The organism is Amycolatopsis bartoniae, assembly GCF_014191255.1.
In the GTDB taxonomy this organism is placed as follows: domain Bacteria; phylum Actinomycetota; class Actinomycetes; order Mycobacteriales; family Pseudonocardiaceae; genus Amycolatopsis_E; species Amycolatopsis_E bartoniae.
In genome coordinates this window covers 31337-54592 of sequence record NZ_JACHWH010000008.1, presented here as the reverse complement: position 1 = coordinate 54592, position 23256 = coordinate 31337, and the positions used below count along the sequence as shown (strand labels likewise).

21 protein-coding genes are annotated in these 23256 nt (G+C 69.3%); 9 read left to right on the top strand and 12 right to left on the bottom strand.

Going from position 1 to position 23256, the window contains the following annotated elements; all coding sequences use genetic code 11:
* Nucleotides 1–18: 18 nt before the first annotated feature.
* The 3 genes from FHX82_RS28650 to FHX82_RS28640 form a co-directional block, all read right to left on the bottom strand.
* A complete protein-coding gene (locus FHX82_RS28650) occupies nucleotides 19–1530 on the bottom strand; it encodes a trypsin-like serine protease (RefSeq protein ID WP_183176890.1) in 1512 nt (503 codons plus the stop codon).
* 81 nt (nucleotides 1531–1611) lie between these two features.
* Nucleotides 1612–2022, bottom strand: a complete 411-nt coding sequence (locus tag FHX82_RS28645) for a hypothetical protein (protein WP_145932578.1) — start codon at nucleotides 2020–2022, stop codon at nucleotides 1612–1614.
* A 494-nt stretch (nucleotides 2023–2516) separates the two neighbouring features.
* Nucleotides 2517–3254 (bottom strand): hypothetical protein, encoded by a 738-nt coding sequence (locus FHX82_RS28640; RefSeq protein WP_145932579.1) that lies wholly within the window; start codon nucleotides 3252–3254, stop codon nucleotides 2517–2519.
* A gap of 228 nt (nucleotides 3255–3482) precedes the next feature.
* Between FHX82_RS28640 and FHX82_RS28635 the strand changes: the two genes are divergently transcribed.
* The 5 genes from FHX82_RS28635 to FHX82_RS28615 all read left to right on the top strand — a co-directional run bounded on the left by FHX82_RS28635 (nucleotide 3483) and on the right by FHX82_RS28615 (nucleotide 7760).
* Entirely contained in the window at nucleotides 3483–3917 is a 435-nt protein-coding gene (locus FHX82_RS28635; RefSeq protein ID WP_145932580.1) for a hypothetical protein, read from the top strand.
* A gap of 256 nt (nucleotides 3918–4173) precedes the next feature.
* Complete coding sequence (locus FHX82_RS28630) at nucleotides 4174–5025, top strand: hypothetical protein (protein WP_145932581.1); 852 nt, start codon at nucleotides 4174–4176, stop codon at nucleotides 5023–5025.
* Nucleotides 5026–5043: 18 nt separating this feature from the next.
* On the top strand, nucleotides 5044–6015 hold the full coding sequence (locus FHX82_RS28625; protein ID WP_145932582.1) for a hypothetical protein: 972 nt from the start codon (nucleotides 5044–5046) through the stop codon (nucleotides 6013–6015).
* 69 nt (nucleotides 6016–6084) lie between these two features.
* Nucleotides 6085–7020: an ATP-binding cassette domain-containing protein gene (locus FHX82_RS28620; protein WP_145932583.1), complete on the top strand. Its 936-nt coding sequence runs from the start codon at nucleotides 6085–6087 to the stop codon at nucleotides 7018–7020.
* A complete protein-coding gene (locus FHX82_RS28615; RefSeq protein ID WP_145932584.1) occupies nucleotides 7017–7760 on the top strand; it encodes an ABC transporter permease in 744 nt (247 codons plus the stop codon). Before FHX82_RS28620 ends, FHX82_RS28615 begins: the two co-directional genes overlap by 4 nt.
* Here FHX82_RS28615 and FHX82_RS28610 read toward each other — a convergent pair.
* A complete protein-coding gene (locus FHX82_RS28610; RefSeq protein WP_145932585.1) occupies nucleotides 7744–10860 on the bottom strand; it encodes an ATP-binding protein in 3117 nt (1038 codons plus the stop codon). The genes FHX82_RS28615 and FHX82_RS28610 overlap by 17 nt on opposite strands.
* Nucleotides 10861–10987: 127 nt before the next feature.
* Here FHX82_RS28610 and FHX82_RS28605 point away from each other — a divergent pair, with 127 nt between their 5' ends.
* Entirely contained in the window at nucleotides 10988–12214 is a 1227-nt protein-coding gene (locus FHX82_RS28605; protein WP_145932586.1) for a cytochrome P450, read from the top strand.
* A gap of 225 nt (nucleotides 12215–12439) precedes the next feature.
* Nucleotides 12440–13594: a cytochrome P450 gene (locus FHX82_RS28600; RefSeq protein WP_229881384.1), complete on the top strand. Its 1155-nt coding sequence runs from the start codon at nucleotides 12440–12442 to the stop codon at nucleotides 13592–13594.
* A 697-nt stretch (nucleotides 13595–14291) separates the two neighbouring features.
* On the opposite strand, the gene FHX82_RS28595 is transcribed toward FHX82_RS28600, so the two are convergent.
* The 5 genes from FHX82_RS28595 to FHX82_RS28575 are packed head-to-tail and all read right to left on the bottom strand — an operon-like array spanning nucleotide 14292 to nucleotide 18303.
* Nucleotides 14292–15548, bottom strand: coding sequence for a cytochrome P450 (locus FHX82_RS28595; RefSeq protein WP_145932588.1), 1257 nt, complete (start codon nucleotides 15546–15548; stop codon nucleotides 14292–14294).
* Complete coding sequence (locus FHX82_RS28590) at nucleotides 15545–16081, bottom strand: GTP-binding protein (RefSeq protein ID WP_222425922.1); 537 nt, start codon at nucleotides 16079–16081, stop codon at nucleotides 15545–15547. The genes FHX82_RS28595 and FHX82_RS28590 overlap by 4 nt, the downstream gene beginning before the upstream one ends.
* 52 nt (nucleotides 16082–16133) lie before the next feature.
* The gene (locus FHX82_RS28585; protein WP_145932590.1) at nucleotides 16134–16496 is read right to left on the bottom strand and encodes a DUF742 domain-containing protein; all 363 of its coding nucleotides are present in this window, start codon (nucleotides 16494–16496) and stop codon (nucleotides 16134–16136) included.
* Complete coding sequence (locus tag FHX82_RS28580) at nucleotides 16493–16909, bottom strand: roadblock/LC7 domain-containing protein (RefSeq protein WP_145932591.1); 417 nt, start codon at nucleotides 16907–16909, stop codon at nucleotides 16493–16495. Before FHX82_RS28580 ends, FHX82_RS28585 begins: the two co-directional genes overlap by 4 nt.
* A 38-nt stretch (nucleotides 16910–16947) precedes the next feature.
* Nucleotides 16948–18303 carry a sensor histidine kinase gene (locus FHX82_RS28575; protein ID WP_145932592.1) on the bottom strand — a complete coding sequence of 452 codons (1356 nt, stop codon included), beginning with the start codon at nucleotides 18301–18303 and terminating at the stop codon, nucleotides 16948–16950.
* 205 nt (nucleotides 18304–18508) lie between these two features.
* Between FHX82_RS28575 and FHX82_RS28570 the strand changes: the two genes are divergently transcribed.
* Nucleotides 18509–19348, top strand: coding sequence for a CPBP family intramembrane glutamic endopeptidase (locus FHX82_RS28570; protein ID WP_145932593.1), 840 nt, complete (start codon nucleotides 18509–18511; stop codon nucleotides 19346–19348).
* On the opposite strand, the gene FHX82_RS28565 is transcribed toward FHX82_RS28570, so the two are convergent.
* Nucleotides 19339–20007 (bottom strand): response regulator, encoded by a 669-nt coding sequence (locus FHX82_RS28565; protein WP_145932594.1) that lies wholly within the window; start codon nucleotides 20005–20007, stop codon nucleotides 19339–19341. The two genes, FHX82_RS28570 and FHX82_RS28565, sit on opposite strands and share 10 nt — an antisense overlap.
* Nucleotides 20004–21140 (bottom strand): sensor histidine kinase, encoded by a 1137-nt coding sequence (locus tag FHX82_RS28560; RefSeq protein WP_145932595.1) that lies wholly within the window; start codon nucleotides 21138–21140, stop codon nucleotides 20004–20006. The genes FHX82_RS28565 and FHX82_RS28560 overlap by 4 nt, the downstream gene beginning before the upstream one ends.
* A 39-nt stretch (nucleotides 21141–21179) precedes the next feature.
* Here FHX82_RS28560 and FHX82_RS28555 point away from each other — a divergent pair, with 39 nt between their 5' ends.
* Nucleotides 21180–22280, top strand: a complete 1101-nt coding sequence (locus FHX82_RS28555) for a hypothetical protein (protein ID WP_145932596.1) — start codon at nucleotides 21180–21182, stop codon at nucleotides 22278–22280.
* Here FHX82_RS28555 and FHX82_RS28550 read toward each other — a convergent pair.
* On the bottom strand, nucleotides 22270–23169 hold the full coding sequence (locus FHX82_RS28550) for a LysR family transcriptional regulator (protein ID WP_145932597.1): 900 nt from the start codon (nucleotides 23167–23169) through the stop codon (nucleotides 22270–22272). The genes FHX82_RS28555 and FHX82_RS28550 overlap by 11 nt on opposite strands.
* Between the last annotated feature and the right edge of the window lie 87 nt (nucleotides 23170–23256).

The window sequence follows — 23256 nt, the reverse complement described above, 5'->3', positions numbered from 1 at the left end:
CTGTCCTGCGACACCGGGTCAGTAGTAGAAGGCCTGGACGGTGTTGTTGCTGGCAGTCCAAATGATGTAGCCGTGTTGGAAGTCGCTACGTCGACCGCCCGTGATGCCGTATTCGTCGCTCGCCGGGTAGCCGAGTCGGCCGGCTTCCCAGCCGAGGGAGGCCCAGGTACCGCGGATGGCGCCTAGGACGGCGTGCGCGCCAGTGCTGGGAGTCCAGTAGATGGAGGCACCGGAGGCAAGGCTGAAGTGGTTGTAGCGGCCTACGCCATCTGGCGTCACCGATTCATCTGTGGTGGGGTAGCCGAGGGCCGCTCCTTGACCTTGGGCTATCCATTTTGCGCGAATGAGACCTTGGATGGCGTGAGCGCCGTTGGCGCTGGTCCAGTAAATGGAGGCGCCGTCGGAGCGGCTGAAGTCGTTGTAGCGGGCCAAACCATCCGCGGTGCCGGTCTCGTCGGTGGTGGGGTAGCCGAGATTGGTTTCCCAACCGAGTGCGGCCCACTTGCCGCGGATGGCGCCTAGGACGGCGTGCGCGCCGGTGCTTGGAGTCCAGTAGATGGAGGCACCCGAGGCGAGGCTGAAGCGGTTGTAGCGGCCTACGCCATCTGGCGTTCCGGTTTCGTCTGTGGTGGGGAACCCGATCGCGGCGGGACCGCCGATTTGCTGGTATCGACCGAGGATGGCGCCGAGGACGTAGTGCGTGCCGCTGCTGGGGGAGTTGTAGAGGGCGCCGTGTTCGTAGTTCTGGACGGTGCCGCCGGCCACAGAGGTTTCCCCGCCGACAGGCGCGGCGAGGAAGGACGCGGTACCGCCGAGTGCGAGGTAGCGGGTGAGGATGGGGGAGTTCGTCTGCCCGGTGAGCGAGTCGTGGAGGTCGTCGACCCGGGTCTCCACTGCGCCGGTGCGGGTTTCGGTTTCCGCGAGGCAACCACGTTGCCAGGAGGCGTGGTTGAGCGCGACGAGTTCGGGGGTGCCGTTGTTGTCGCGTAAAGCGGGGCCGCCAGCATCGCCCTTGCACGTGGTGGGCCCGCCGCTGCTGTTGACCGACAGCGTGGTGGCGGTGGTGGCGTCGACGGTGACCACACTGGTATGAACCTGATTGGGTACCCATTCGGTGGCGGTGCGGCCATAGCCCGCGACGGTCAGCGAATCGCCGTTCTGCGCCGCGGTGGCACCAACGGTCAGGGTGTCGACATCGGTAACCGCGGTAGCCAGGTGCGCCAGCACAAGCGAGCGGCCAGTCTGGGGCACGATGGAATCGACCTTGACCACGTGATCGGTCGTGCCGGAGAGGTCGGCCCGGCCAACGGTGGCGGTCGTCGGCGTTGTAGGTGCCCCGATTTGGGCGGTGCCGGGAAAGCAGGTGCTGGAAGTCAGCACCCATTGCGATGCGGTGAGCACGCCGCTGCAGTCGCCGGTGTCGTTGGTCAGTTTGACCACGAACTCGTAGGTGGCCGGGGCCGAGACGGCGAGACCGAAGGCGATGATGGCGGCGGTGCGGCGGAAGTGTCTTCGTGAGAACGCAGGCATGGAAGTCTCCAGGCAAGGGTGGGTGTCGCGTGCGACGTCGCAGCGGAACGGGAGTTGGGGGAACGGGTGCGCCGGGAACGGTCAGGAAGATGCGCGGAGTTCGACGAGGGTGGCGGGGTCGGTGCCGGCGCCTTCGCCGATGCCGGTCCAGCTGTTCTTCGCGACCGCGACGGTGCTGTCCTCACCGTTGATGGTGACGGTGGCTTCGACCGTGTGGTCGTCGCCGCGGATCTGGTAGGCGTAGGGCACTTCTATACGTAGGTAGCCGCTGGACCCGGTGACCTTGAAGCAGTAGTGGCTGGGATCGCTGCTGTGGTCGGCGGAGTTGTAGGCGTGCACCTGCAGCAACCCGGTGCCGCTCGCGCAGTCGGCGAGCATGATGTGCCCGTCTCCACTGATCAACGTCAGTGCCCGGTCTGCGAGAACTTTCGCGGCCCCCGGATAGCTGTGGTCCTCGACGATGGAGGGTGGCGTCCCCGGCGGAGGAGACACCGATTGAGGACACGGTGGCAATGACGGCTGCTCCGATGGCAGCACCGATGGCGATGAAACGCGCACGAAAGCGCATGGTTTCCCCTACGTCCAAGAACAGAAGAATGACGAGTGGTGTCCGGGCCCCGAAACCGGACGCGATCATCCGGACTCTAATCAGACTTTCGTTGGCAGGTCAACGATGTGGTCGTGCCGGTGCACGGCGTTCGTCTTCGTGATCCGGATGATTTGACTGACGAGGAACTCGTGACTGCGGTGAGTGCGATTCGGGCCCAGCTCAACGATCTCGAGGGGACTCCACACGTTTGAGGTTCCTCGACCGGTGTCGTCACCGGTTGTCCGCGAATCCGCAAAACTACCGGAGTCAAGCTGGTTCTGCGGTGACGGCTGCTGGGTGGTGCCCTTCGTGGGCGGTATAGTGGTGGCGGCGCAGCGCGGGCTGGGTCTACGAGTGATCGTCAAGTGTCCCTGGTGAGCGTCGGCGGGTTGCTGGGTCAAGACGGCAGGCTGGTTCTGACGGCACGCCGGTATTCGTGGTGCAGTCGAGCGAACCGCACGGGATCGACGGCGCCCGGGTCGGTCAACAACACGACGACTGCTGCCTCATGGCGGGTTCGGCGAACGTCGGCGCCCAGCTGTCCGAGGACTGGCGAGAGCAGCCGGTAGCGGTCGGCATCGAAGTAGGTCACCCAGCTTAGCCAGTCCGGCCAGGAACCCAACGGCGGCGGGGTGACGCCCAAGAACGGATCGGGCAGTTCGGACCAGATCTGCTCCAATGACCACTCGTCCTCGACCCGGCCGAACAGCGCACCGGTCTCAGTCGCGATGGCCATCCACAGTTCGGTGAGTATCCGGTGTAGTTCCCGGAACGGTTCAGCCTGGGCAGTGGGAGTCCGCCGGCAGTGAACGGCGTCCAGCGACAGTGTCACCAAGTCCCAGCCGTTCGCGCCGCCGGGCCTGGTGGTCACGAAGACCTCCTCCTCCTCCTCCTCGGACCGGGTCCACAGGTTGGTACTCCAGGAGCCGGTGGAAAGGCTGTGCACCAGCTGTTCCCAGGCCAGCACGCGGTGTTCGCCCTCGTGCCCCCGGGAGTTGTCGAAGCCGTTGATCCCGCCGCCCGGTCGATGTGGCGACAGTCCGAACGTCTCGACCAGAGCCAGCAGTCGTTCGACCGTCGCCGCGTTCAACGTCCCATCGGGTAGCGCCAGCGTCCATGACCAGTCCGAGCCCATGGCAGGCAGCTTCTCATCGACCGCACTTCTCACGGAACCGGATTTCGACCTGTCGCGCCGAACCGTCCGGGATTGACCGCGGCGATGCTACGGGCGCGGACCCAGCTTGGCAGGTGGACTGGGCAGGTTGCTGACCGCCTTTTCGCCCTGACGGAAGCGCCATTCTGGCCTTGACTGCCAATTCGGGCTGTAGCCTGCGCTATAGGTGGCCCTGGTCTACTCGGCAAGGTGGAACCATTTCTGACGGAATCAGAACTCGCCAGGATCGGTCGCGGCGACATCAAGGACGCGCTCGAATGGTGGGAATCAGGTGGTCGGCTGAATGAGGGCGCGGGCGGAAATTCGTGGTCGGGCCTGGTCCAGGTCGTGCTGGCGAAGTTCAGGGCTGAGCTGGAGAAAACGCTCTCCCCCGACCACCGTCTGCTGGCCGGCATCGTCATCGAGCCCGGGACACCATTCGATGCGAACCGCTTGTTTCGGGTGGTCTTGGCGAACGTTACCGAGGAACGGGTGGCCGAGGCGATGCGACTCGGGCCGTTTTGGCGGACCTTGGACCGCGCCACGATGTCACGCTTGATGCGGTTGAAACATTTCCTCAAGCTCGCCGCCGTGTTGCAGCCACGCCTCTCTGACCACCGCGATGTCGACAGGGTGGACAGTTGACGGTCTCTCTACGAGGTATTGCCCTTTTCCGGAAACAGAAAGCCTATGCCGGACCACAGGTATCGTTGAGCGGCGAGACGACCAGCGCGTCGGCGAGCAGGGGCGCCAGCTCGTCCCGGGGCATCCCGGCCTTCCTGCGTGCATTCCGCAGGAGGACACCGAAACGGTTGGCACGTCCGCAGTTCCTCCATGCGAGCGGCTTTCGGAGGCGCCGTGCGGTAGGGTCCGGGTCGCCGGGCAGTCGTGAGGGGGATCGGTGACGCAGGTACCCGAGTGGTGGCCGCGGGTGGTGGCGGCCGGCGAGCGCCTTGCGGCCGTGGACACCGTTTCCGAACTGGGCGAGTTTCGTTTTGTGGACAAGGCTCAGGTCTACTTGCGGATCGGGGAGGCGGGCCGGGAGTTCGCATCCGCTGCCGAAATCGGTACCGCCGAGCGGGTTCGAGTGCTGGCGGTCTTGGAGGACGTGCTCGAAGACCCGGCTCATCGTCCGGCTGCGCTGACATTTCTGACACCTCTTGCCGAGCGCACTCGGCTGGCCGAACTGCAGCGATTGTGGTCGTCGCTGGGGCCTCGGGTGCGGCAGGAGCTGGCGTTGCTCGCCGCAGTTGTGCCGGACTGGATGGAGCCCGCGGTGCCCGCACCGGCGAAACCCGTCGTGCGGCTGGCGGATCCGGTGACGTTGGCCCGTCAGTTCGCGGAGTCGGGATTCGTCCCGGCGGCGGAGGTCGTCGCGTCGTGGCAGGAGCTCGCCGAGCTGGCCAGGGACGAGCTGGAGCGCTGCGGAGTTCCCGCGTCCGTGACCGCCTCCGGTGCGGATGCCGTGCCGACGGGGGTGTGCCTGTCGGTGAGCCTCGAAGAACCCTACGGCGTCTTCCTGGAGTGGAACCCCCTGGACAGCGGATCGCGGCGGTACCGGGCTCTCACCGAGTCCCGCTCCGGGACGGCATATCTGGCTGACTACATCGGTGACGTCCGGGGTCTGCTGGCGCGAGCGGCGTTGGAGGTGCTGGCCGCGGCCGGGTTCCGGACCCTGCTGGAGTACGACTTCCTGTTCGGCGGCCGACGCGCCTACCGGGTGCTGGCCCCGCCGCAGCGGCCCTTCGCATGATTCCGCCAGGAGGAGAGCATGAGAGTACCAGTACCGCGGTGGTGGAGCGCGCTGCTGGCGGCGAGCCAGCACCTCGCCGCGGCCGACGACGCGTTCCACGGCGACTGGCGGGCACGCTACCCACCGGAGGACTTCGAAAGACCTGACGAGGCGGAAATGCCGCGAGGTATGCGGGTCATTCACCTCGGCGAGGAACTACGGTCCAATGTGGACATAAACGCGGCGGAACGGCTCCGCGTGCTGACGGTGCTCGACGACGCCCTGGGCGACGACAGCGACCCGGACCGGTATGCCACCGTGGCGACGTTCCTGCGTGTCGCGTTGAGCCGCGCCGACCTGGACGACCTGCGGGCAGTGTGGCCGTCGCTGGGAGTCCGCATCCAGCAGGCGTGCGTGCTGACACTCGACTCCTGGCCCACAGGCCCGCCCGAGTGGATGACCACGGGCGCCCCGCCGTGGGGCCCGCGGGCGATCGCGCGCCTCCGTGCTTGGAGCGCCCGCGACTCGCGGTCGTCGCGCGGGCATCTCATGACGGATCCACTCGATGTCGACGAGCTCCACGAAGGGGCCGGACGGCCGTTGCCCTGGGACCCTCCTGCCGAGGCCGTCGCAGCCTGGGTGGACCTGGCGGAGAAGGTTCGCGCGGAGCTCGACCGGGTCGGCATCCGCGCCACGGTCGATGTCGGCACGTTCGGCGGTGGACCGGCCGGTGTCTCCGTCGAGGTGAACCTGTCGATGGAGCCCCACGGGGTCCTCCTGCGCTGGCACGCGCCGATCCAGGACTCGGCTCGGTACCACGACATCCTGGATTCACAGGATCGCAGTACCGAGCTGACGTCGTACGTGTTCGAGGCCGAGAAAATCCTGCTGCGGGCCGCACTCGACGTGCTGGCCGCGGCAGGCTTCCGCACCATGAGGTACTACTACTTCCCCCATGACCGCGGATGCGCATACCGGGTCCTCGCACCTCCGGAGCACCCGATCACCTGATCTCGATGTCAGGTCCCGTGTCAGGCCGGGGTCAGGGTGGTGTCAGGCGGTACGCCGACAGTGGCTCCCATGACGGAATCAGCGATCGCGGCCTCCGGGCTGCGGAAGGTTTACCAGGACAGAACCGTGCTCGACGGGGTCGATCTCGACGTTCCGGTGGGGGCCGTGTTCGCACTGCTCGGGCCGAACGGGGCCGGCAAGACGACGATGATCAACGTGCTCACGACGTTGCTCAAGGCCGACGCCGGCACGGTGCGCGTCGCCGGGCACGACGTCGTCACCGAGGCCAAGGCGGTGCGTGCGGCGATCGGCGTCACCGGGCAGTTCGCGGCGGTCGACGAACTGCTGACGGGGCGGGAGAACCTGCAGCTGATGGTGGACCTGGGCCACGCGAAGGCGACCCGGCAGACCGTCGCCCGGCTGTTGGAGCGCTTCGACCTCGTGGAGGCAGCGGACAAGCCCGCCTCGACCTACTCCGGGGGCATGCGCCGCAAGCTCGACCTGGCCATGACGCTTGTCAACAATCCGAGGATCCTCTTTCTGGACGAGCCTACAACAGGACTTGACCCACGTAGTCGGCGCGCATTGTGGACAATCATCCGTGAGCTGGTGGCCGACGGCGTGACCGTTTTCCTCACCACCCAGTACCTCGACGAGGCCGACCAGCTCGCCAACCGGGTTGCGGTGCTCGACCACGGCCGCCTGGTCGCCCAGGGCACTCCCGACGAGCTCAAGCGCCGCATTCCCGGCACGCACGTCCGGCTCCGGTTCGCGAACGCCGCACAGCTCGACGCTGCCGCGCGCGTGCTCACCGACTCCACGCGCGACGGCGAGGCGCTGACCCTGCGTGTTCCCGGCGACGGCGGCACGAACTCCCTGCGCACCCTGCTCGACAGGCTCGACGAGTACTCGATCAGCGCCGAAGAACTCTCCGTCCACACGCCTGACCTCGATGACGTCTTCCTCGCCCTGACGGGCCGCCCCACGGAGGTGCTCGCGAAATGAACGCCCACTCGATCGTGATGCTGCGCCGCAACTTCAAGCACATCGCCCGGAACCCGATGTCGGTGTTCAACGCGATCCTGATGCCGGTCGTGGTCATGCTGATGTTCGTGTACATGCTCGGCGACGCGTTCAGCGTCGGCGTGGACTACGTCGACTACGCGACACCGGGACTGGTGCTGCTGGCCGTCTGCTACGGGCTGGGTTCCGTTGCCACGTCGGTGAACGCCGACATGACGAAGGGGATCATCAACCGGTTCAAGGTCATGGACGTCTCCCGCGGTGCGGTGCTCACCGGGCACGTCATCGCCAGCGTGCTCACCAACCTGCTCGCCATCGCGGCCATCCTCGGAGTGGCCTTCCTGCTGGGCTTCAGCCCGTCCGCGAGCTTCCTCGGCTGGCTCGGCGTGGGCGGTCTCGTGCTGCTGCTGGCCGTCGCGGCAGGCTGGTTCACCGTCGCGTTAGGACTGTTCGCCAAGACCCCGGAAACCGCGGGGATGGCCGCCGTGCCGCTGGTCATGCTCCCGTTCTTCAGCAGCGCCATCGTGCCGGCCGAGAAGATGGGCCCCGGGCTCCGGCAGTTCGCCGAGTACCAGCCCTGCACACCGATCATCGAAACCATCCGCGGACTGCTCAACGGCACGCCGTCCGCCGGCTACGCGATCGCCGCCGTCGGCTGGTGCACCGGTCTCGCCGTCGTCGGTTACCTGTGGGCGTGCGCCACGTTCAAGAAGCGAGCGTGACGGCGGCCAGCTCCTGCCAGTCCGCCTTCGTCCCCTCCGCAGTCGCCTCGGTGAACCGCTGGTCACCGAGGCGGCTTCGCGCGGCCTGCTCGATCCGGGCGGAATCCGGCTGGGAATGGTCCGGCAGGCCGCGCACGGTGGCGCTCGCCGCGAGCAACCGCGCGGCCTGCTCGTGTTGTTGGTTGCGCAGCGCCAAATCCGCGACACCGACGAGCACCTGGGCGATCAGAGCCGAATATCCTCCCTCGGTCGCCGCCCGCAGCGCCGCGGCCCGGTGTTCACGGGCCGCAGCGGGATCCTCGGTCAGGTAGCCGAGCAAATCGTGGGTCACCGCACGGATCTGCGCCCGCTCGGCGTCGCTGCCCAGTACAGCTGTCGCGGCGGCGAGTTGTTGTTGCGCCTCCTCGAAATCGCCGCTCCAGCGCGCGAGCTCCGCTTTCGCCAGTGCGAGCTCGACGTGCGCCTCCGGCCAGGCGACCAGTCCCGCGTACCGCTGCGCCTCCGCCATCGCCGCCGCACTCGACTCCTCGTCGCCCAGCAGCCAGTACAACTGTGCCTGCCGCGACCGCATTCGCACGAGGTCCTCTGTGGACCCAACCTCGGTGACGACGGCGACCGCTTGTTCGTAGTACTCGCACGCGGCGGCGAACTCACCACGCACGGCGATTCGGTCCGCCAGTTCGGCGAGAGCGAAGGAGATTCCCCACCGGTCGCCGACGCTCCGGAAGTCGGTAAGCGCTTTCTCGAAGTAGGCGTCGACGTCGCGTCCGCCGTGGCCGAGCACGATCCGCATCTTGCCGTGCTGCAGCCGGGCGAGGCCGCGGACCCAAGGGTCCTCGTCGTCGATCAGCGGTTCCCACGCGGACAGGAGCGCGTCCGGGCCGTGCAGCATGTGTTCCATCGGAGCCATCACCCGCAGCGCGGGGTGCCAGTGCGGCACTCGCCGGCTGATCTCGTCCGCCCTGCGGATCCACTCCGCAGCCGCGAACTGGTCGCTCCGCCCGGAAACCACGAACATCGAGACGAAGGCGTAGACCACGGCCCGGATCTCGTCCGGCACCTCGCCTGGCACGGCGGTGGCCGCCAAGAGCAGCTCGTTGCCCTCCACCTTGTGGCCGCCGAACCACCAGTACCAGCCGGCGGCCGCCGCGAGCCGCATGGCTTCGGTAGCCTCGCCCGCCGCGAGCGCGCCGCGCATGGCGGCCGTGAGGTTGTCGTGCTCGGCTTCGAGGGTGGTGAGCCATTCCAGCTGCTCCGCGCGGCGCAGGTGCGGCTCCGCGGTTTCGGCGAGTTCGGTGAAGTACGCGAGGTGCGCGCGGCGGGCCGAATCCGATTCGCCCGCCTCCGCGAGGCGCTGCGCGGCGTACTCCTTGATGGTGCCGAGCATCCGGTAGCGCGGCACCGAATCCTCTTCGGTGACCACCAGCAGCGACTTCTCGGTCAACGCCGTCAGCAGTTCCTCGGCGGTTTCGTCGGCGCAGACCCGCTCGGCCGCTGCCAAACTCGCCCCGCCGGAGAACACCGAAAGCCTGCGCAGCACAAGGCGTTCGGCGTCGGTGAGCAGCTCCCAGCTCCAGTCGATCACCGCCCGCAGCGTCCGGTGCCGCGGCAGCGCCGTGCGGCTGCCGCCGGTCAGCAGGCGGAACCGGTCGTCGAGCCTGGCGGCGAGCTGGTCGAGGGACAGGGTGCGCAACCGCGCCGCGGCGAGTTCGATGGCCAGCGGCATTCCGTCCAGCGCCCCGCAGATGCGCGCCATCGTGGCCAACGTGCGGGCGTCGGCTCCGAGCTCCTTGCGCACCGCGGCGGCCCGGTCCAGCAGCAGCTTGACGGCCGGGGAGGACTCGATCTCGCGCGGGTCGGCGTTCTCCCCGGGCAGTTCCAGTGGCGCGACCGGCCAGAGCGCCTCCCCGGTGATGCTGAGCGGTTCCCGGCTCGTCGCAAGGATCCGCAGCCGGCGGCACTCGCCGAGCACGCGGTGGGCGAACGCCGCGGCGGATTCGATCACGTGCTCGCAGTTGTCCAGTACCAGCACCATTTCCCGCTCGCGGACGGCCGCGATGACCCGGTCGGTCGGCTCCGCGTCCGGTACGTCGCCGAGCAACGCGTCACGCAGGCCGAGCGCGGCGAGCGTCGCCTGCGCCACGTCGTCCTCGACACCGATGGCGGCGAGCTCGACCAGCCGCACGCCGTCCGGCAGGTCGTCGAGCAGCGTGCGCGCGGTTTCCGTGGCCAGCCTGGTCTTTCCCGAACCACCCGGCCCGATCAGCGTGGTGAGCCGGTGCCCGGTGACGAGTTCGCGGACCGCGGCGACGTCGGCGTCCTTGCCGACGTAACTGGTCAGCTCGGCGCGCAGGTTGGTCTTCGGGGTTTCCTTCCGCTCCCTCAGCTCGCCGCGCAGCAACGAGACGTGCAACGCGGACAGCTCCGGCGACGGATCCGCGCCCAGCTCTTCGGCCAGGGTTTCCCGCGTGCGCTCATAAACCAGCAGCGCCTCGGTGTCGCGGCCGCTCGCGACGAGGGCCCGCATCAACGCGCCGACGAGCCGCTCGCGTACCGGGTGCGCGGCCACCAGGTCGGTCAGCTCCGTGACGAGCTTTGCGCCGTGGCCGAGGCGGAGATCCGCGTCGAACCGGTCCTCCAGCGCGGTCAGGCGCAGAGCCTCGAGCCGGGTGACCGCCGCGTCGAACGCCGCACTGTCCTGCAGGCCGACCTCCTGCATGGCCGCGCCGCGCCACAGCGAGAGCGCCTCGCGCAGCCGGCGCGGATCGTCGTCGTCGCGGGCCTCGCCGACGAGGCGTTCGAACCGCACGGCGTCGACCTCATCGGGCGGCACCGCCAACCGGTAGCCGTTGGGCTGCCCCTCGACCGAGCCTTCCGGCAGTGCCTTCCGCAGCCGGGAAACCAGGCGCTGCAGGGCGTTGGTCGCGTCGGCGGGCGGGCGCTCGCCCCAGATCCAGTCGACGAGCGTGCCCTTGGGAACCACGCGGCCCGGTTCGAGCGCGAGGGCGATCAGCAGTGCGCGCAACCGGGCGCCCGGCACGTCGGCCAGGAGGCCGTCGTCCGTGCGTACCTCGAACGGTCCCAGCATCCCGATCTGCACCCGCCGATTTTGCCACCGCGGGTTCCGCTGGTGACGGCGCCGAGGATCGCCGGTGTCAGAGCCGTGTCAGAGGCGTGTCAGATCGTTCGGTGATCGTGTTGTCAGCACGCCGACGATAGGAAAGTCCATGAATCAGATTGTCAACATTCCGAACGGCCTCCCCATGGAGCGTGACGCCGGCCCCTTCGACCCGCCCAGCGAGATCAGCCGGCTGCGCGCGGCTCGGCCGGTCAGCCCCCTGGTCTTCCCGGACGGTCACGAGGGCTGGCTCGTCACCGGCTACGACGCGGTGCGGCAGATGATGGCCGACACCCGGTTCAGCTCGCGGCTGGACCTCGACGTCGTGCACGTGCCGTACGAGACCCCTGGCATGCCCGTCGCCACCGAACCGTCCCCGCAGCTCCCGGGCATGTTCATCGCCATGGACCCGCCGGACCACAGCCGGCTGCGGCGCAGGCTCACCGGCGCGTTCACGGTCAAGCGCATGAAGCAGCTCGAAGAGCACATCGCCGACATCGTCGAGCGGCAGCTCGATCACCTGGCGCGGCTGGCCCCGCCGGTCGACCTGGTCAAGGAGTTCGCGCTGCCCGTGCCCTCGCTGGTGATCTGCGAGCTGCTCGGCGTGCCGTACGCGGACCGCGACTCCTTCCAGGCGCACTCCGCCCAGTTCATGGTCAAGGACCAGTCGCTCCAGGAGAAGATGGGCGCGTACGTCGCGCTGAACACCTACCTCGCCGAGCTGGTCACGCGGAAGCGGGCCACTCCGGGGGAGGACATCCTGTCCGACCTGGCGCGCCAGGACGACCTCAGCATCGAAGAGCTGACCGGGATCGCGTTCCTGCTGCTGCTCGCGGGGCACGAGACCACCGCGAACATGCTGTCGTTGGGCACCTTCGCGCTGTTGGAGCACCCCGAGCAGCTCACCGAACTGCGCGCCGACCCAGAGCTGCTGCCCGGTGCCGTCGAGGAACTGCTGCGGTACCTGTCGGTGGCCGACATCTTCTTCCGCTACGCCACCGAGGACCTCGAACTCGGCGGGGAAACGATCGCGAAGGGCTCTACGGTGGTCGTCTCGCTGCTGGCCGCCAACCGCGATCCGGAGCGCTTCGAAAACCCGGACACGCTGGACTTCCGCCGCAAAACCCGTGGCCTGCTGTCCTTCGGGCACGGCGTCCACCAGTGCCTCGGGCAGCAACTCGCCCGCATCGAGATGCGTGCCGGGTTCGCCGGTCTGCTGCGCCGCTTCCCGACGCTCGAACTCGCCGTTCCCGCGAGCGAGGTCCGGCTCCGGACGGACATGAACATCTACGGCGTCCACGAACTTCCCGTCACCTGGACGGACGCGGCCGGATGAACCATCCGGTGATGCTTTCGGAGCAGTGCTTTGTGCGGTGGGTGATCGGCAACTAGACCATAGTGCTGAAATCCGTTCCAACGGCCCAGTGCGATCGGTTTCCGGGTCTAGCCTTGGTTGCCCGATTCCTGAGCAGAGCTAGGGAGCGTAATGCCCGCGGCAGGCGAAGCACCTGACATACTTTCCCCGGAATTCGCCGAAAACCCTTATGCGGCTTATCGCGTCATGCTGGACACCGCGCCGTTGTTCTGGCACGAGGCGACGCAGAGTTACGTCGTTTCGCGGTACGAGGACGTGGCGCGGGCTTTCAAGGAGCCCGCTTTCACAACCGACAACTACAACTGGCAGCTGGAACCGGTGCATGGCAAGACGATCCTGCAGATGAGCGGCCGGGAGCACGCGGTGCGCCGGGCGCTCGTCGCGCCGGCGTTCCGCGGCAGCGAACTGGAGCGCAAGTTCCTGCCGGTGATCGAACGCAACGCCCGTCAGCTCATCGACTCGTTCCGCGACCGCGGCGAGGTCGACCTGGTTTCCGAGTTCGCGCGGCACTTCCCGATCAACGTCATCGTGGACATGCTCGGGCTGGACCGCAGCGAGCACGCGCGCTTCCAGAAGTGGTACACGTCGATCATCGCGTTCCTCGGGAACCTCAGCCAGGACCCGGAAGTGGCCGCCGACGGGTTGCGCACGCGGGACGAGCTGGCCGAGTACATGATTCCGGTGATCCGCGAACGCAGGCAAAACCTCGGCGACGACCTGTTGTCGACGTTGTGCAAGGCCGAGGTCGACGGCACGTCGATGAGCGACGAGGACATCAAGGCGTTCGTCAGCCTGCTGCTCGCCGCCGGTGGGGAGACGACCGACAAGGCCATCGCGAGCGTGGTCAAGAACCTGCTGGAGCACCCGGACCAGTTCGAGGCGGTGCTTGCGGACCGGTCGCTGATTCCACGCGCTTTCGCGGAGACCCTGCGGTACACGCCGCCGGTGCACATGATCATGCGCCAGCCCGCGCGGGACGTCGAGCTGAGCACGGGCACGGTGCCCAAGGGCGCCACGGTGACCTGCCTGATCGGCGCGGCGAACCGCGACCCGCGCCGGTTCGCCGACCCCGACCGGTTCGACGTCTTTCGCACGGACCTGGCGGAGGAAACCGCTTTCTCGGCGGCTGCCGGGCACCTGGCGTTCGCACTGGGCCGCCACTTCTGCGTCGGAGCGCTACTGGCGAAGTCGGAGGTCGAGGTGGGGCTCAACCAGCTGCTCGACGCCATGCCGGACGCCCGCCTGGCGGACGGCGCGGGCCCCGTGGAGCAGGGCCTGTTCACGCGCGGCCCGGCCACACTGCCGATCACCTTCACACCCCGGATCCCGACGGCGGTGTGATTCCGGCCTGAACGGGTGCGTGGTGAGGAAAGCGCTTTTTCAAAGCCGCGCGTGGCTCGCGACGCTGCTGGAGGCCGTAGAAAGCGCTTTCTCCAGGCGATGTGGCTCGATGGAGCGGATGGTTGGGTCTGAAAGCGCTTGCTCGCGCCGAGGTTACGGGGGATGGAAGGGGGTAGGCAGCCCAGGAAGCGCTTCTTGGGCGGTCGCTTCATTTGAAGGAGCGGCATGCGTGGATGGAAGCGCTTTCTCGGCGGGCAGCGCGGGCTCGGCGAGGGATATGGGGAGTGGGGCGAGTGTTTTCGCGCCCGGCAGTGTCGCTTAGGGGATGGATCGAGGGGACGGAGGTGCTTTCCCGGCAACCGGCCCGGTCCCGGCAACGGCCCGGCTTGGGTGGGGCACATGGGGGCGCAGAAACGCCTTCTCCCCCGGAGTGGTGTCGCTTGGGGTGTGGCTACGAGTCCGGAAAGCCCTTTCTCAGCGGGCGGCGCCGCTCGCAGAGGCGCCAGGCGTGGAAGAAAGCGCTTCCTGGAGGCCAGCGCCACTCGCAGGGGTGCGCGGGCGGCAAGGAAGCCGCTTTCTCGGCGGCTGGGGCCACTTGGAGGGCAGAAAGCGCCCTTTTCGACGAGCGGCGTTAGGGGGTACGCGGAGGCGTCAGCAAGCGCTTTCTTGCGACACTCCGCATCCCCGAACCCCGGCCTCACCAGGCCGACGGAACCCCCGCCCCGGTTTGAGACGCCACGTACGTCGGTGTGAAGGCCACCGGCAGGCGCTCCAGGCCGCGCATCCAGACCGACGGGTGCCACACCAGTTCCTCCGCCGGGACGGCCAGTTCCAGGTCCGGGAGCCGGTCGAGGAGCACCTCCACCGTCGTCTTCGCGATGACCTGCGCGACCTCCGGCGCGGGGTACGGACAACCGTGCTCGCCGTGGCCGAAGGACATGTACGCCTGGTTTCCCGTGTGCTGGTCGGCGAAATCCGGCCGCACCGCCGGGTCCGCGTTCGCCGCCGCCAGGCCCAGCACCAGCATGTCGCCCGTCCGGATCCGCTGCCCGGCCAGTTGCGTGTCCCTGGTCGCGAACCGGCCGATGAAGTTCTGCGTGGGGGTGTCCTGCCACAGCACCTCGTTCAGCGCCTGCCCCACACTGCCGCGCCCGCCGGCCAGCGTCATCGCGAAACGTTCATCTGTCAACATCAGGCGGATCGTGTTGCCGATCCAGTTGGCTGTCGGCTGTTGCGCGGCCGCCGCCACCACCAGCAGGTCCAGCACGATCTCCTCGTCGGACAGGTTCGCCTCGTGCTGGATGAGCTGCGACGGCAGGTCCGCACCGGGCGCATCGTGCTTCTCCGCCACCAGCCGCCCCATCGCCTCCTGCACCCGGCCGTACGCGGGAATCGCGTCGGGCCCGACGTCCAGCGACAGCGCGATGTCCCGCACCAGCGCCGGGATCTCGTGCTCCGGCAAGCCGAACATCCACGCGACCATCAGCAGCGGCATCCGCATGGCGTACTGCGCCACGAGATCCGCCTCGCCGGTGCCCGCGAACACGTCGATCAGCTGGTCCGCCACCCGCTCGCAGTGCGCGCGCAGCTCGAACTGGTCCACGGCACTGAGCGCGTCCCCGATCGCGCCCGCGCGACGGCGGTGCTCGGGGCCCTCCGTGAACATCACCGACGGGTTGTGCGCCACGTACGGCAACAACGGCCAGTCCTCCGGCACCCGGTCCCACATGTTCCAGCGGCGGGTGTCCCGCGCGAACAGCTGCGAGTCATCACAGATCTGGTGGATCTCGCGATACCCGGAGACGAACCACGCCGGGAGGTCGCCGTCGAGCAGCACCGGCGCCACCGGGCCGTGCTCGCGCCGGATCGTCGCGTAGAGCGCCGCCGGGTCCTGCTGGAACCGCGGACCATACAGCCGCAGCGGCCCCGGCGAGGGAGTGGGGTTGTCGGTCATGATGCGGTCTCCCGTGCGGTGGAAAGACGATAGAGGTGGTCGACGAGCCCGACCAGCACCCGCTTCGACGACTCGCGGTCCCGCGCGTCACAGTCGATCAGGGGCACGTCGTCGGGCAGGGTCAGCGCGTCGCGCACCGTGTCCAGGTCGTGCTGCGGCGGCTCGAAGTTGTTGCGCGCCACGATGAACGGCGTGCCGTGGTGCTCCAGCCGGTCGATGGCGTACCACGAGTCCTCGACGCGCCGGGTGTCGACGAGCACGACCGCGCCGAGCGTGCCGGAAAACAACCTGTCCCACAGGAACCAGAACCGCTCCTGCCCGGGCGCGCCGAACAGGTACAGCACCATCTCGGCGTTCAGGCTGATGCGGCCGAAGTCGAAGGCCACCGTGGTGGTGGTCTTGCCGTAGGCGCCGGCGTTCGAGTCGATGCCCAGCCCCGCCTGGGTCATCGTCTCCTCTGTGGACAGTGGGCGGATCTCGCTGACCGAGCGCACCATCGTCGTCTTGCCGACACCGAACCCGCCGACGATCACGATCTTGATCCCGTCCGTCGCGGTGCTGCTCAGCGGCGTGCGGGTGGCCAGGTCAGATGTTCTTGAGTCCAACGAGCACCTTCTTCAGGAATTCGGAGTCGGGCAGGCCGGACCCGTGGCGGAACACCGTGGAGGGGTGCCGCGCGGAGATCCGGCCGTCGGCGAGCAGGTCCGCCAGCAGGATCTTCACGACGCTCACGGGCAGCCCCAGCTCGGAGGCGACCTCCACGACCGCGGTCGGGAACCGGCACGTCCGCAGCACCTTCACGTACTCCGACTGCATACCGGGCACGGGATCGGCCTCGCTCACGATCAACGTGACGAGGTCGAGGTCGACGTCCGCGGCCCGGCTGCGGCCCCCGGTCACCGTGTAGAGGCGATCCGGGTCCTCGTCGTCGACCGCGCGGTGGATCATGCCGGGCGCGCGGGCTGGAACTGCCGGGGCGGCGAGGTCAGGAAGGCCCCGATCTGCTCCACCAGCTCGTCCATGTTGTGCCCGATGAGGCCGACGTCGGCGTCGTCGGAGGCGAGCACCGCGAGGTGGGCGCCTTCCCCCGCCTCCACGATGAACAGCAGCCCGCCGTGGAACTCGGTCATCGACTGGCGCACCCCGCCGCTGCCGTCCCCGAACTCCACCGAGGCACCGTGGGCGAGCGACTGCACGCCCGCGGCGATCGCGGCCAACTGGTCCGCCTTGTCCACCGAGAGCCGCTGGGTGTGGCAGAGCTTGAGACCGTCCTTGGACAGCACCAGCGCGTGGTTCGCGCCCGGGGTGCCGTCCACCAGGTTCTCCAGTAGCCACTCGAGGCTGGCGTCTGCTGCGTTCATCGAAATTCCGGGGGTGCCCCCGCACTCCAATCTCTGTGTCACTCGCTGTCGTCGGACGGCTTGCCGCCCTCGGAGTTCCTGGCGCGGGCCTGGCGGAAGGCGCCGAACCGGGCGCCGGAGTCCATCCGCGGCCGGTTCGACGACGGCCCGGATGGCGAGCCCGACGACCGGGTGGCGTTCAACGTCTGGCCGCGCGGGCGCTTCGGCAGGGCCTTGGGCTCCTCCACGGCCACCGCGGACTCGACGTGGTTCGCCGGGCGGGCGGCGGGTACTTCGAGCGCGGGCCGCGGCGCCGGTGCGGCCTCGGCCGGCCGCTGGCGGGGCTGGGTGATCAGCTGGTTCGGCAGCCGCAGCACGACGCCGGTGCCGCCGCGGGAGGACGGCCGGAAGAACACCTGCAGCTGGTGCTTGCGGGCCAGCGTGCCGACGACGGCGAGGCCGAGGCGCGTGCCCGACAGCTGCGCGAGGTCGAGCGGCTCGGTGGAGGCGATGGCGGCCTTCGCGCGTTCGAGCGCCTGCGGCTTCATGCCGAGGCCGCCGTCCTCGATGGTGATCACGACGCCGTTGTGCAGCTCCTCCACGTAGACGTGGACCTCTTCCGAAGGAGCGGAGAACTTCGTCGCGTTGTCCATCAGCTCGGCGAGCGCGTGCATGACGTCCTCCGCCGCGTACCCGACGACGGCCGACGTGCAGGTCGAGTGGACGTGCACGCGCTGGTACGCGCCGATGCGGCCCATCGCGCCACGCAGGACGCTCTCCATCACGATCGGCTTCGTCCAGCGGCGGCCGGTCCTGGCACCGGTGAGCACCGCGATGCTGTCGGCCAGCCGCCCGGCCTGCGCGGTGCTGTGGTCGATCTTGAGCAGGTCCCCGAGCGCGTCCTCGCTGTAGCGGTGTTCCATGTCACGCAGGTCCGCGAGCATGCTGGTGGCCAGCGCCTGCACGCGGCCCGCCGCGTTGCCACAGGCCGCCATCGCGGCGGCGCGGCGCCGCTCGCCGACGCTGATCTCGCGGGTCAGCGTGCGCAGCAGTCGCTGGTGCGCCTCGTTGCGGGGCTTGGGTAGCTGGGCCAGGACGGTGTCGGCGGACGCGCCGCTGCGCAGCCGCTGCACCGCGGCGGGCAGGAGGTCGTCGACGAGGTGGCCCAGCTCGTCGTTCAGCGCCGAGATCTGCTCCCGCTCCCGGCGCAGCCGCGCGGCGCGCTGGGCGAGCAGGGCGGCGGCGACGGACAGCAGCAGCGCGAGCACGCCACCGGCCACGCCGACCAGCATCCGCACCTCGGCGGGGGTTTCCAGCACCACCCAGGTCCAGCCGCCGCCCGTGACCAGCACGGCGACCAGCAGCACGAGCAACGGCGCGGCCGTACGGGAGCGGGCGGAGTTCGGTACCGACATAGCTGAGATTCCTCGAGACGAGAGAGACGGGGGAATGACTCGGGGGCGCGGACGAGTCCCGGAGAGTAGTACGTGTCACAGGCGCCTGGCTAGGGGGGAGGAAAGCGCTTTCGGCGAGAACGGTGCTTGTCCCTCCTGAAAGCTACCCCCGGATGTCCTTCTCAAGGTGATTTTCCGAGCCGCGGAGTTGCCTAGCTTTCCCGGTATGAAAACTCAGTCACTCCACAAGTTCCGCTTCCCGATCCTGCTGGTCGGCATGATCGCCGTGATGGTGGTCGCGAGCCTCCTGAACGCCGCGCTGGGCGACCTCGGACCCGTCTCGCTCGTCGTCGGCCTGGCCACTGCGGCGGGCGGTTTGTTCTGCTACACCCGCCTTTCGCGGTTCGCCGAGCAGCGGCCGGATGTACCCGAGCTGGCCCGCGCCGACGCGAAACCAGGGCTCCTGCGCGGATCGGCGCTCGGCGCCGGTGCCTTCGCCGCGACCATGCTGCTGATCGGGATGTTCGGCGGCTGGGACCACGTCTCCGGCGGCTCGTTCTGGGGGTTCCTCGCGAGCATCGGCGTGATGGCGAGCGCCGCGGTCAACGAGGAGCTGCTGTTCCGCGGTGTGATCTTCCGGATCACGCAGGAACGGGCGGGCACCTGGCCCGCGCTGGTGCTGTCCGCGGTGCTGTTCGGCGGTACGCACCTGCTCAACGCGAACGCGACGTTGTGGGGCGCCGTCTCCATCGCCGTCGAGGCCGGGGTCATGCTGGGCGCCGCGTACGCCTGCACCCGTTCGCTGTGGCTGCCGATCGGCATCCACTTCGCCTGGAACCTGTTCGAGTCCGGGGTGTTCGGCACGACCGTGTCCGGCGCTTCGGGAACCGCGCAGGGGCTGCTGAACACCGCGCTGTCCGGGCCCGCGCTGCTGACCGGCGGGGGCTTCGGGCCGGAGGCGAGCCTCATCGCTGTGCTCACCTGCGCGACGCCCGCGGTGTTCCTGCTCCGCAAGGCCGCGCGCCGGGGCCTGCTGGTGCCGTTCCGCGCCAAGGCTCACTCGTGAGCGGCGACCAGTCCCGTCCGGTAGGCGAGGACGACGGCCTGGACCCGGTCACGCAGGTCCAGCTTGGTCAGGATGCGCGACACGTAGGTCTTCACGGTCTCGATGCTGAGCACCAGTTCGGCCGCGATCTCCTTGTTGGACAAGCCCTTCGCGATGAGCTTGAGCACCTCGCGCTCGCGCGGGGCCAGTACGGCCAGCGGCTGGTCACCGGAAGCCGCGTCGGCGGGCCGGATCCGCTCGGCGAACTGTCCGATCAGGGTGCGCGTGACGGCCGGGGCCAGCAGGGACTCGCCGCGGGCGATGGTGCGGACGCCGTTCACCAGCTCCTCCGGAGGCGCGTCCTTGAGCAGGAAACCGCTGGCCCCGGCACGCAACGCCGCGTACACATATTCATCCACGTTGAAAGTCGTGATCACCAGGATCTTCGCGGGGTTGGCCGAACCGGAGCCCGCGAGCCGTCGCGTCACCTCGATGCCGTCCATGAGCGGCATCTGGATGTCCATCACGATGACGTCCGGCTGGAGTTCTTCGGCGGCGGCCAGGCCGGCGGGCCCGTCGGCCGCTTCGCCGACGACCTCCATGTCCGGCTGGGCGTTGAAGATCGTCGCGTAACCCGCGCGGATGAGCGCCTGGTCCTCGCAGATGAGTACGCGGATCACCGCTCGTCCCCCGTCGGAATCGTGGCGTGCACCCGGAATCCACCGCCGGGTACGGCACCCGCGGTCAGTTCGCCGCCGACGTTCCGCACGCGTTCTTCGAGGCCGGTGAGCCCCCGGCCGCCGGAGAGGCTGCGGTCGGGGGAGTCGCCGGTGCCGTCGCTGGTCACCTCGATGTCGACCGTGTCGTCGCGGTATCCGATGCGGACGACGGTGCGATGACCGCCGGCGTACTTCACGGCGTTGGTCAGCGCTTCCTGCACCACCCGGTAGCCCGCGAGCTCCGCGGCGGTGGGCAGCGGGGTGCGCTCGCCCTCCTCGACCAGCTCGACCGGCTGGCCGCCGAGCCTGGTCCGGACCACGAGGTCCGCGACGTCGTCCAGCGCCGGTTCGCCCTGGTCGCCGGTGGCTTCGAGGATCTTCAGCAGCGAGCGCAGTTCCTTGAGCGCCTGACGGCCGGTATCGCCGATCGTGGTCAGGGATTCGCCTACCTGGTCCGGGTTTCCGATCAGGTAGCGGGCGGCGCTCGCCTGCACGACCATCGCGGTGACGTGGTGGGTCACGACGTCGTGGAGTTCCCGGGCGATGCGTGCGCGTTCGGCGGTCTTGGCGGCCTCCGCCTCGAACCTGCGGCGCACGGCCTCGGCCGCCCGCCTGCTGCGGACGAGCGCGCCGATGCCCGCGCCCACGAGGAGTGCCAGGTAGAACAGCACGAAGTCGGGCAGTCGCTCGGGCGAGCCGCGCAGGGTGAGGACGACGCAGAAGCCGGCGTACAGGGCGGTGCTCGCCACTGCCACGGCCCAGCGCCCGCGGTTCTGGTGCGCGGCGACGGTGTAGAGGGCGAGGAGCAGGCCCAGCGCGCCGAACGTCGGCGGGTAGGCGAGGGTCTCGTGGAGGACGAAGCACGCCGCGACGACACCGAAGCACGCGGCGGGCCAGCGGGTGCGGACCGCGAGCGGCAGGGTCATGCCCAGGGCGAGCAGCACGCCGAGGGCGTCGCCGTGGCGCAGGGGCAGATCGCCGAACTGCGGCCCCACGTTCGCCGCGAACGGGACGAAGGCGAGGACGGCGAGCACGAGGGCGAGCGAGGGGTCGGCCGCCAGGCTCGCACTCCAGCGCCCGGGGCGCGTCGACATGCGGAAAGTGTAGCGGGAGGGGAGTGGCAGACTGCGGCTGTGGCGAAGCTGTTCGAGGGGGAGTTGCACGTCCACTACAGCCACTTCTACGTGGAAAGCCGGATGGGTGACTACTTCCACGGGTTGACCGAGACGCGGGGCGGTCAGCGCAACGGGTTGTGCGGCGCCGCCGTGCCGGGGCTGTTGTTCCTCACCACGGGACTGCACACCGGTAACGTCGAGGTGACTGTCGAGCTGTGCGACGCGCCGCCGCCGGTCGGGGACGACTGGGAGGACGTCGTCGAGGTCTCGTTCCGGCCGCAGAGCGACCGGGTGCAGCTGGTGCAGTGGGCGAGTGAGGCGGTCCGGCCGCTGGCGCTCGAACCGGTCGGCTACCGCGTGCGGTACTGCGCCTCCGGGATGGACCGGGCGCACGCCAAGGACACGCGGCTCGACGGGGAACCGCTGCTGGACCGGTACCTGCTGCAGCTGTGGCCCGCTCCCGCGGCCCCGGATGTGGTCGTCCGCCAGACCAGCCAGCAGGCGGCGTACTGGCACGACCACGCCCGGACGCTTCCCCCACCGCCGGCTCCCGAGCAGCGGGCGGAGACGCTCCGGCGGGAGCGTCTCGCCCGGGAGACGGCGGTCAGGGAGGCGGCGCGGGAGGCCGAGCTGCGGCGGTGGGGCGGGCGGATACCCAGCGAACGTGTTCGGAGGGTCAACGGCGGGCTCACGCTGCTGCGGCTGGATCGGGATCTCGTGGAGGCGATCGAGAGCGCCGACGAGCCGACCCAGCGTGCGGTGGCCGGGTGGCTGGCCCGGCAGGCGTGCGACGCGGCGAGCCTGAGCGGTCTCGACTGGGTCGCGGAGGCGCTGGCGGCGCTGGAGAACGGGGAACTGCTGCCTCTCGCCGACCACAACGCGGCGTTTCAGTTGCTGAACACGGACCCCCGCGTGCCGCGGACCGCTGTCGCTTCCTGGGACGGGCGGCACGACCGGATTTCCCAGCAGCACGCGGCACTTCCGGCGCTACGGGCGGCGGCCGCGGACGAACCGCTCGCCGCGGCGGTCGAGACCCTGTTCCACGCAGTCGTCACGTTCGGAAGCGGATATGCGCGGCTGCTGGCCGACCTGCGCGAGGCGTTCGACCTCAGGCCTTGAGCGCTTCCCGGATCGTGTCGCGCAGCCAGCGGTGCGCCGGGTCCGCGTCGAGGCGGACGTGCCAGCTCAGGCGGACCTCGACCACCGGCAGGTCGGCCGCGAGGGGGAACCAGCGGATGCCCAGCGTCTCGCCGTACTGCTCCGCCAGGCGCTGCGGCACCAGCCCGACGTAGGGGCTCGACGCGACCAGCAACGCGGCCACGGCGGAGGTGGGCACGACGGCCGCGACGTGACGGCGCAGGCCCTCGGCTTCGAGGATCTCGTCGAGAGGGCCGCGAGCGCGTCCCCGGCGGGACGCCGACACGTGCGGATACCGGCACAGCTGCGCCAGCGTCGGGCGGCGGTGGCGGCCCAGCGGGCTGTCCGCGCGCACGATGCCGACCAGGCGTTCCCGGTACAACTCCGCCGTCCGGAGGTCCGGCGCCGCGGGTTCACCCGCGCCGATGTCCAGGTCCACCGAACCGTCACGCAGGGCCTCCGTGCTTTCGTTGCCCTCCGCGACGAAGCGCAAGGTCACACCCGGCGCGGCCGCGGCCACGGCTTCGACCGCCGTCGCCGCGAGGGTCGCCGCGACGCCGTCGTTGATGCGGATCGTGAAGGTGCGCTCCAGCTCGCCGACCGTGATCTCGCGGTCGGCGCTGATCAACGCCGACGCCTCGTCCAGCAGTGACCGCACGCGTGGCGCGGTGCGCAACGCGAACGGGGTGGGGGCCATGCCGCGGCCCGCGCGCACCAGGATCGGGTCGGCCATCGCCCGCCGCAACCGGCCCAGCGCGCGGCTCGTCGCCGGGATGGACAGGTGGAGTCGTTCGGCCGCCGCCGTGACGCTGCCTTCCCGCAGCAGGGCGTCGAACACGCGCAGCAGGTTCAGGTCCAGTTGTTCGGGCACAGTTGCATCGTACGCAACTAGTCTTTACCGAAGTTGCGTCGCGCGAAGACATCGTGCACTCCTAGCGTCGGAGCCATGCAACTCAAC

Coding starts and splice junctions, on each gene's coding strand:
- FHX82_RS28650 (WP_183176890.1), bottom strand. CDS start 1,530: ATGCCTGCGTTCTCACGAAGACACTTCCGCCGCACCGCCGCCATCATC.
- FHX82_RS28640 (WP_145932579.1), bottom strand. CDS start 3,254: ATGGGCTCGGACTGGTCATGGACGCTGGCGCTACCCGATGGGACGTTG.
- FHX82_RS28625 (WP_145932582.1), top strand. CDS start 5,044: ATGAGAGTACCAGTACCGCGGTGGTGGAGCGCGCTGCTGGCGGCGAGC.
- FHX82_RS28620 (WP_145932583.1), top strand. CDS start 6,085: ATGACGGAATCAGCGATCGCGGCCTCCGGGCTGCGGAAGGTTTACCAG.
- FHX82_RS28615 (WP_145932584.1), top strand. CDS start 7,017: ATGAACGCCCACTCGATCGTGATGCTGCGCCGCAACTTCAAGCACATC.
- FHX82_RS28605 (WP_145932586.1), top strand. CDS start 10,988: ATGAATCAGATTGTCAACATTCCGAACGGCCTCCCCATGGAGCGTGAC.
- FHX82_RS28600 (WP_229881384.1), top strand. CDS start 12,440: ATGCTGGACACCGCGCCGTTGTTCTGGCACGAGGCGACGCAGAGTTAC.
- FHX82_RS28595 (WP_145932588.1), bottom strand. CDS start 15,548: ATGACCGACAACCCCACTCCCTCGCCGGGGCCGCTGCGGCTGTATGGT.
- FHX82_RS28585 (WP_145932590.1), bottom strand. CDS start 16,496: ATGATCCACCGCGCGGTCGACGACGAGGACCCGGATCGCCTCTACACG.
- FHX82_RS28580 (WP_145932591.1), bottom strand. CDS start 16,909: ATGAACGCAGCAGACGCCAGCCTCGAGTGGCTACTGGAGAACCTGGTG.
- FHX82_RS28575 (WP_145932592.1), bottom strand. CDS start 18,303: ATGTCGGTACCGAACTCCGCCCGCTCCCGTACGGCCGCGCCGTTGCTC.
- FHX82_RS28570 (WP_145932593.1), top strand. CDS start 18,509: ATGAAAACTCAGTCACTCCACAAGTTCCGCTTCCCGATCCTGCTGGTC.
- FHX82_RS28560 (WP_145932595.1), bottom strand. CDS start 21,140: ATGTCGACGCGCCCCGGGCGCTGGAGTGCGAGCCTGGCGGCCGACCCC.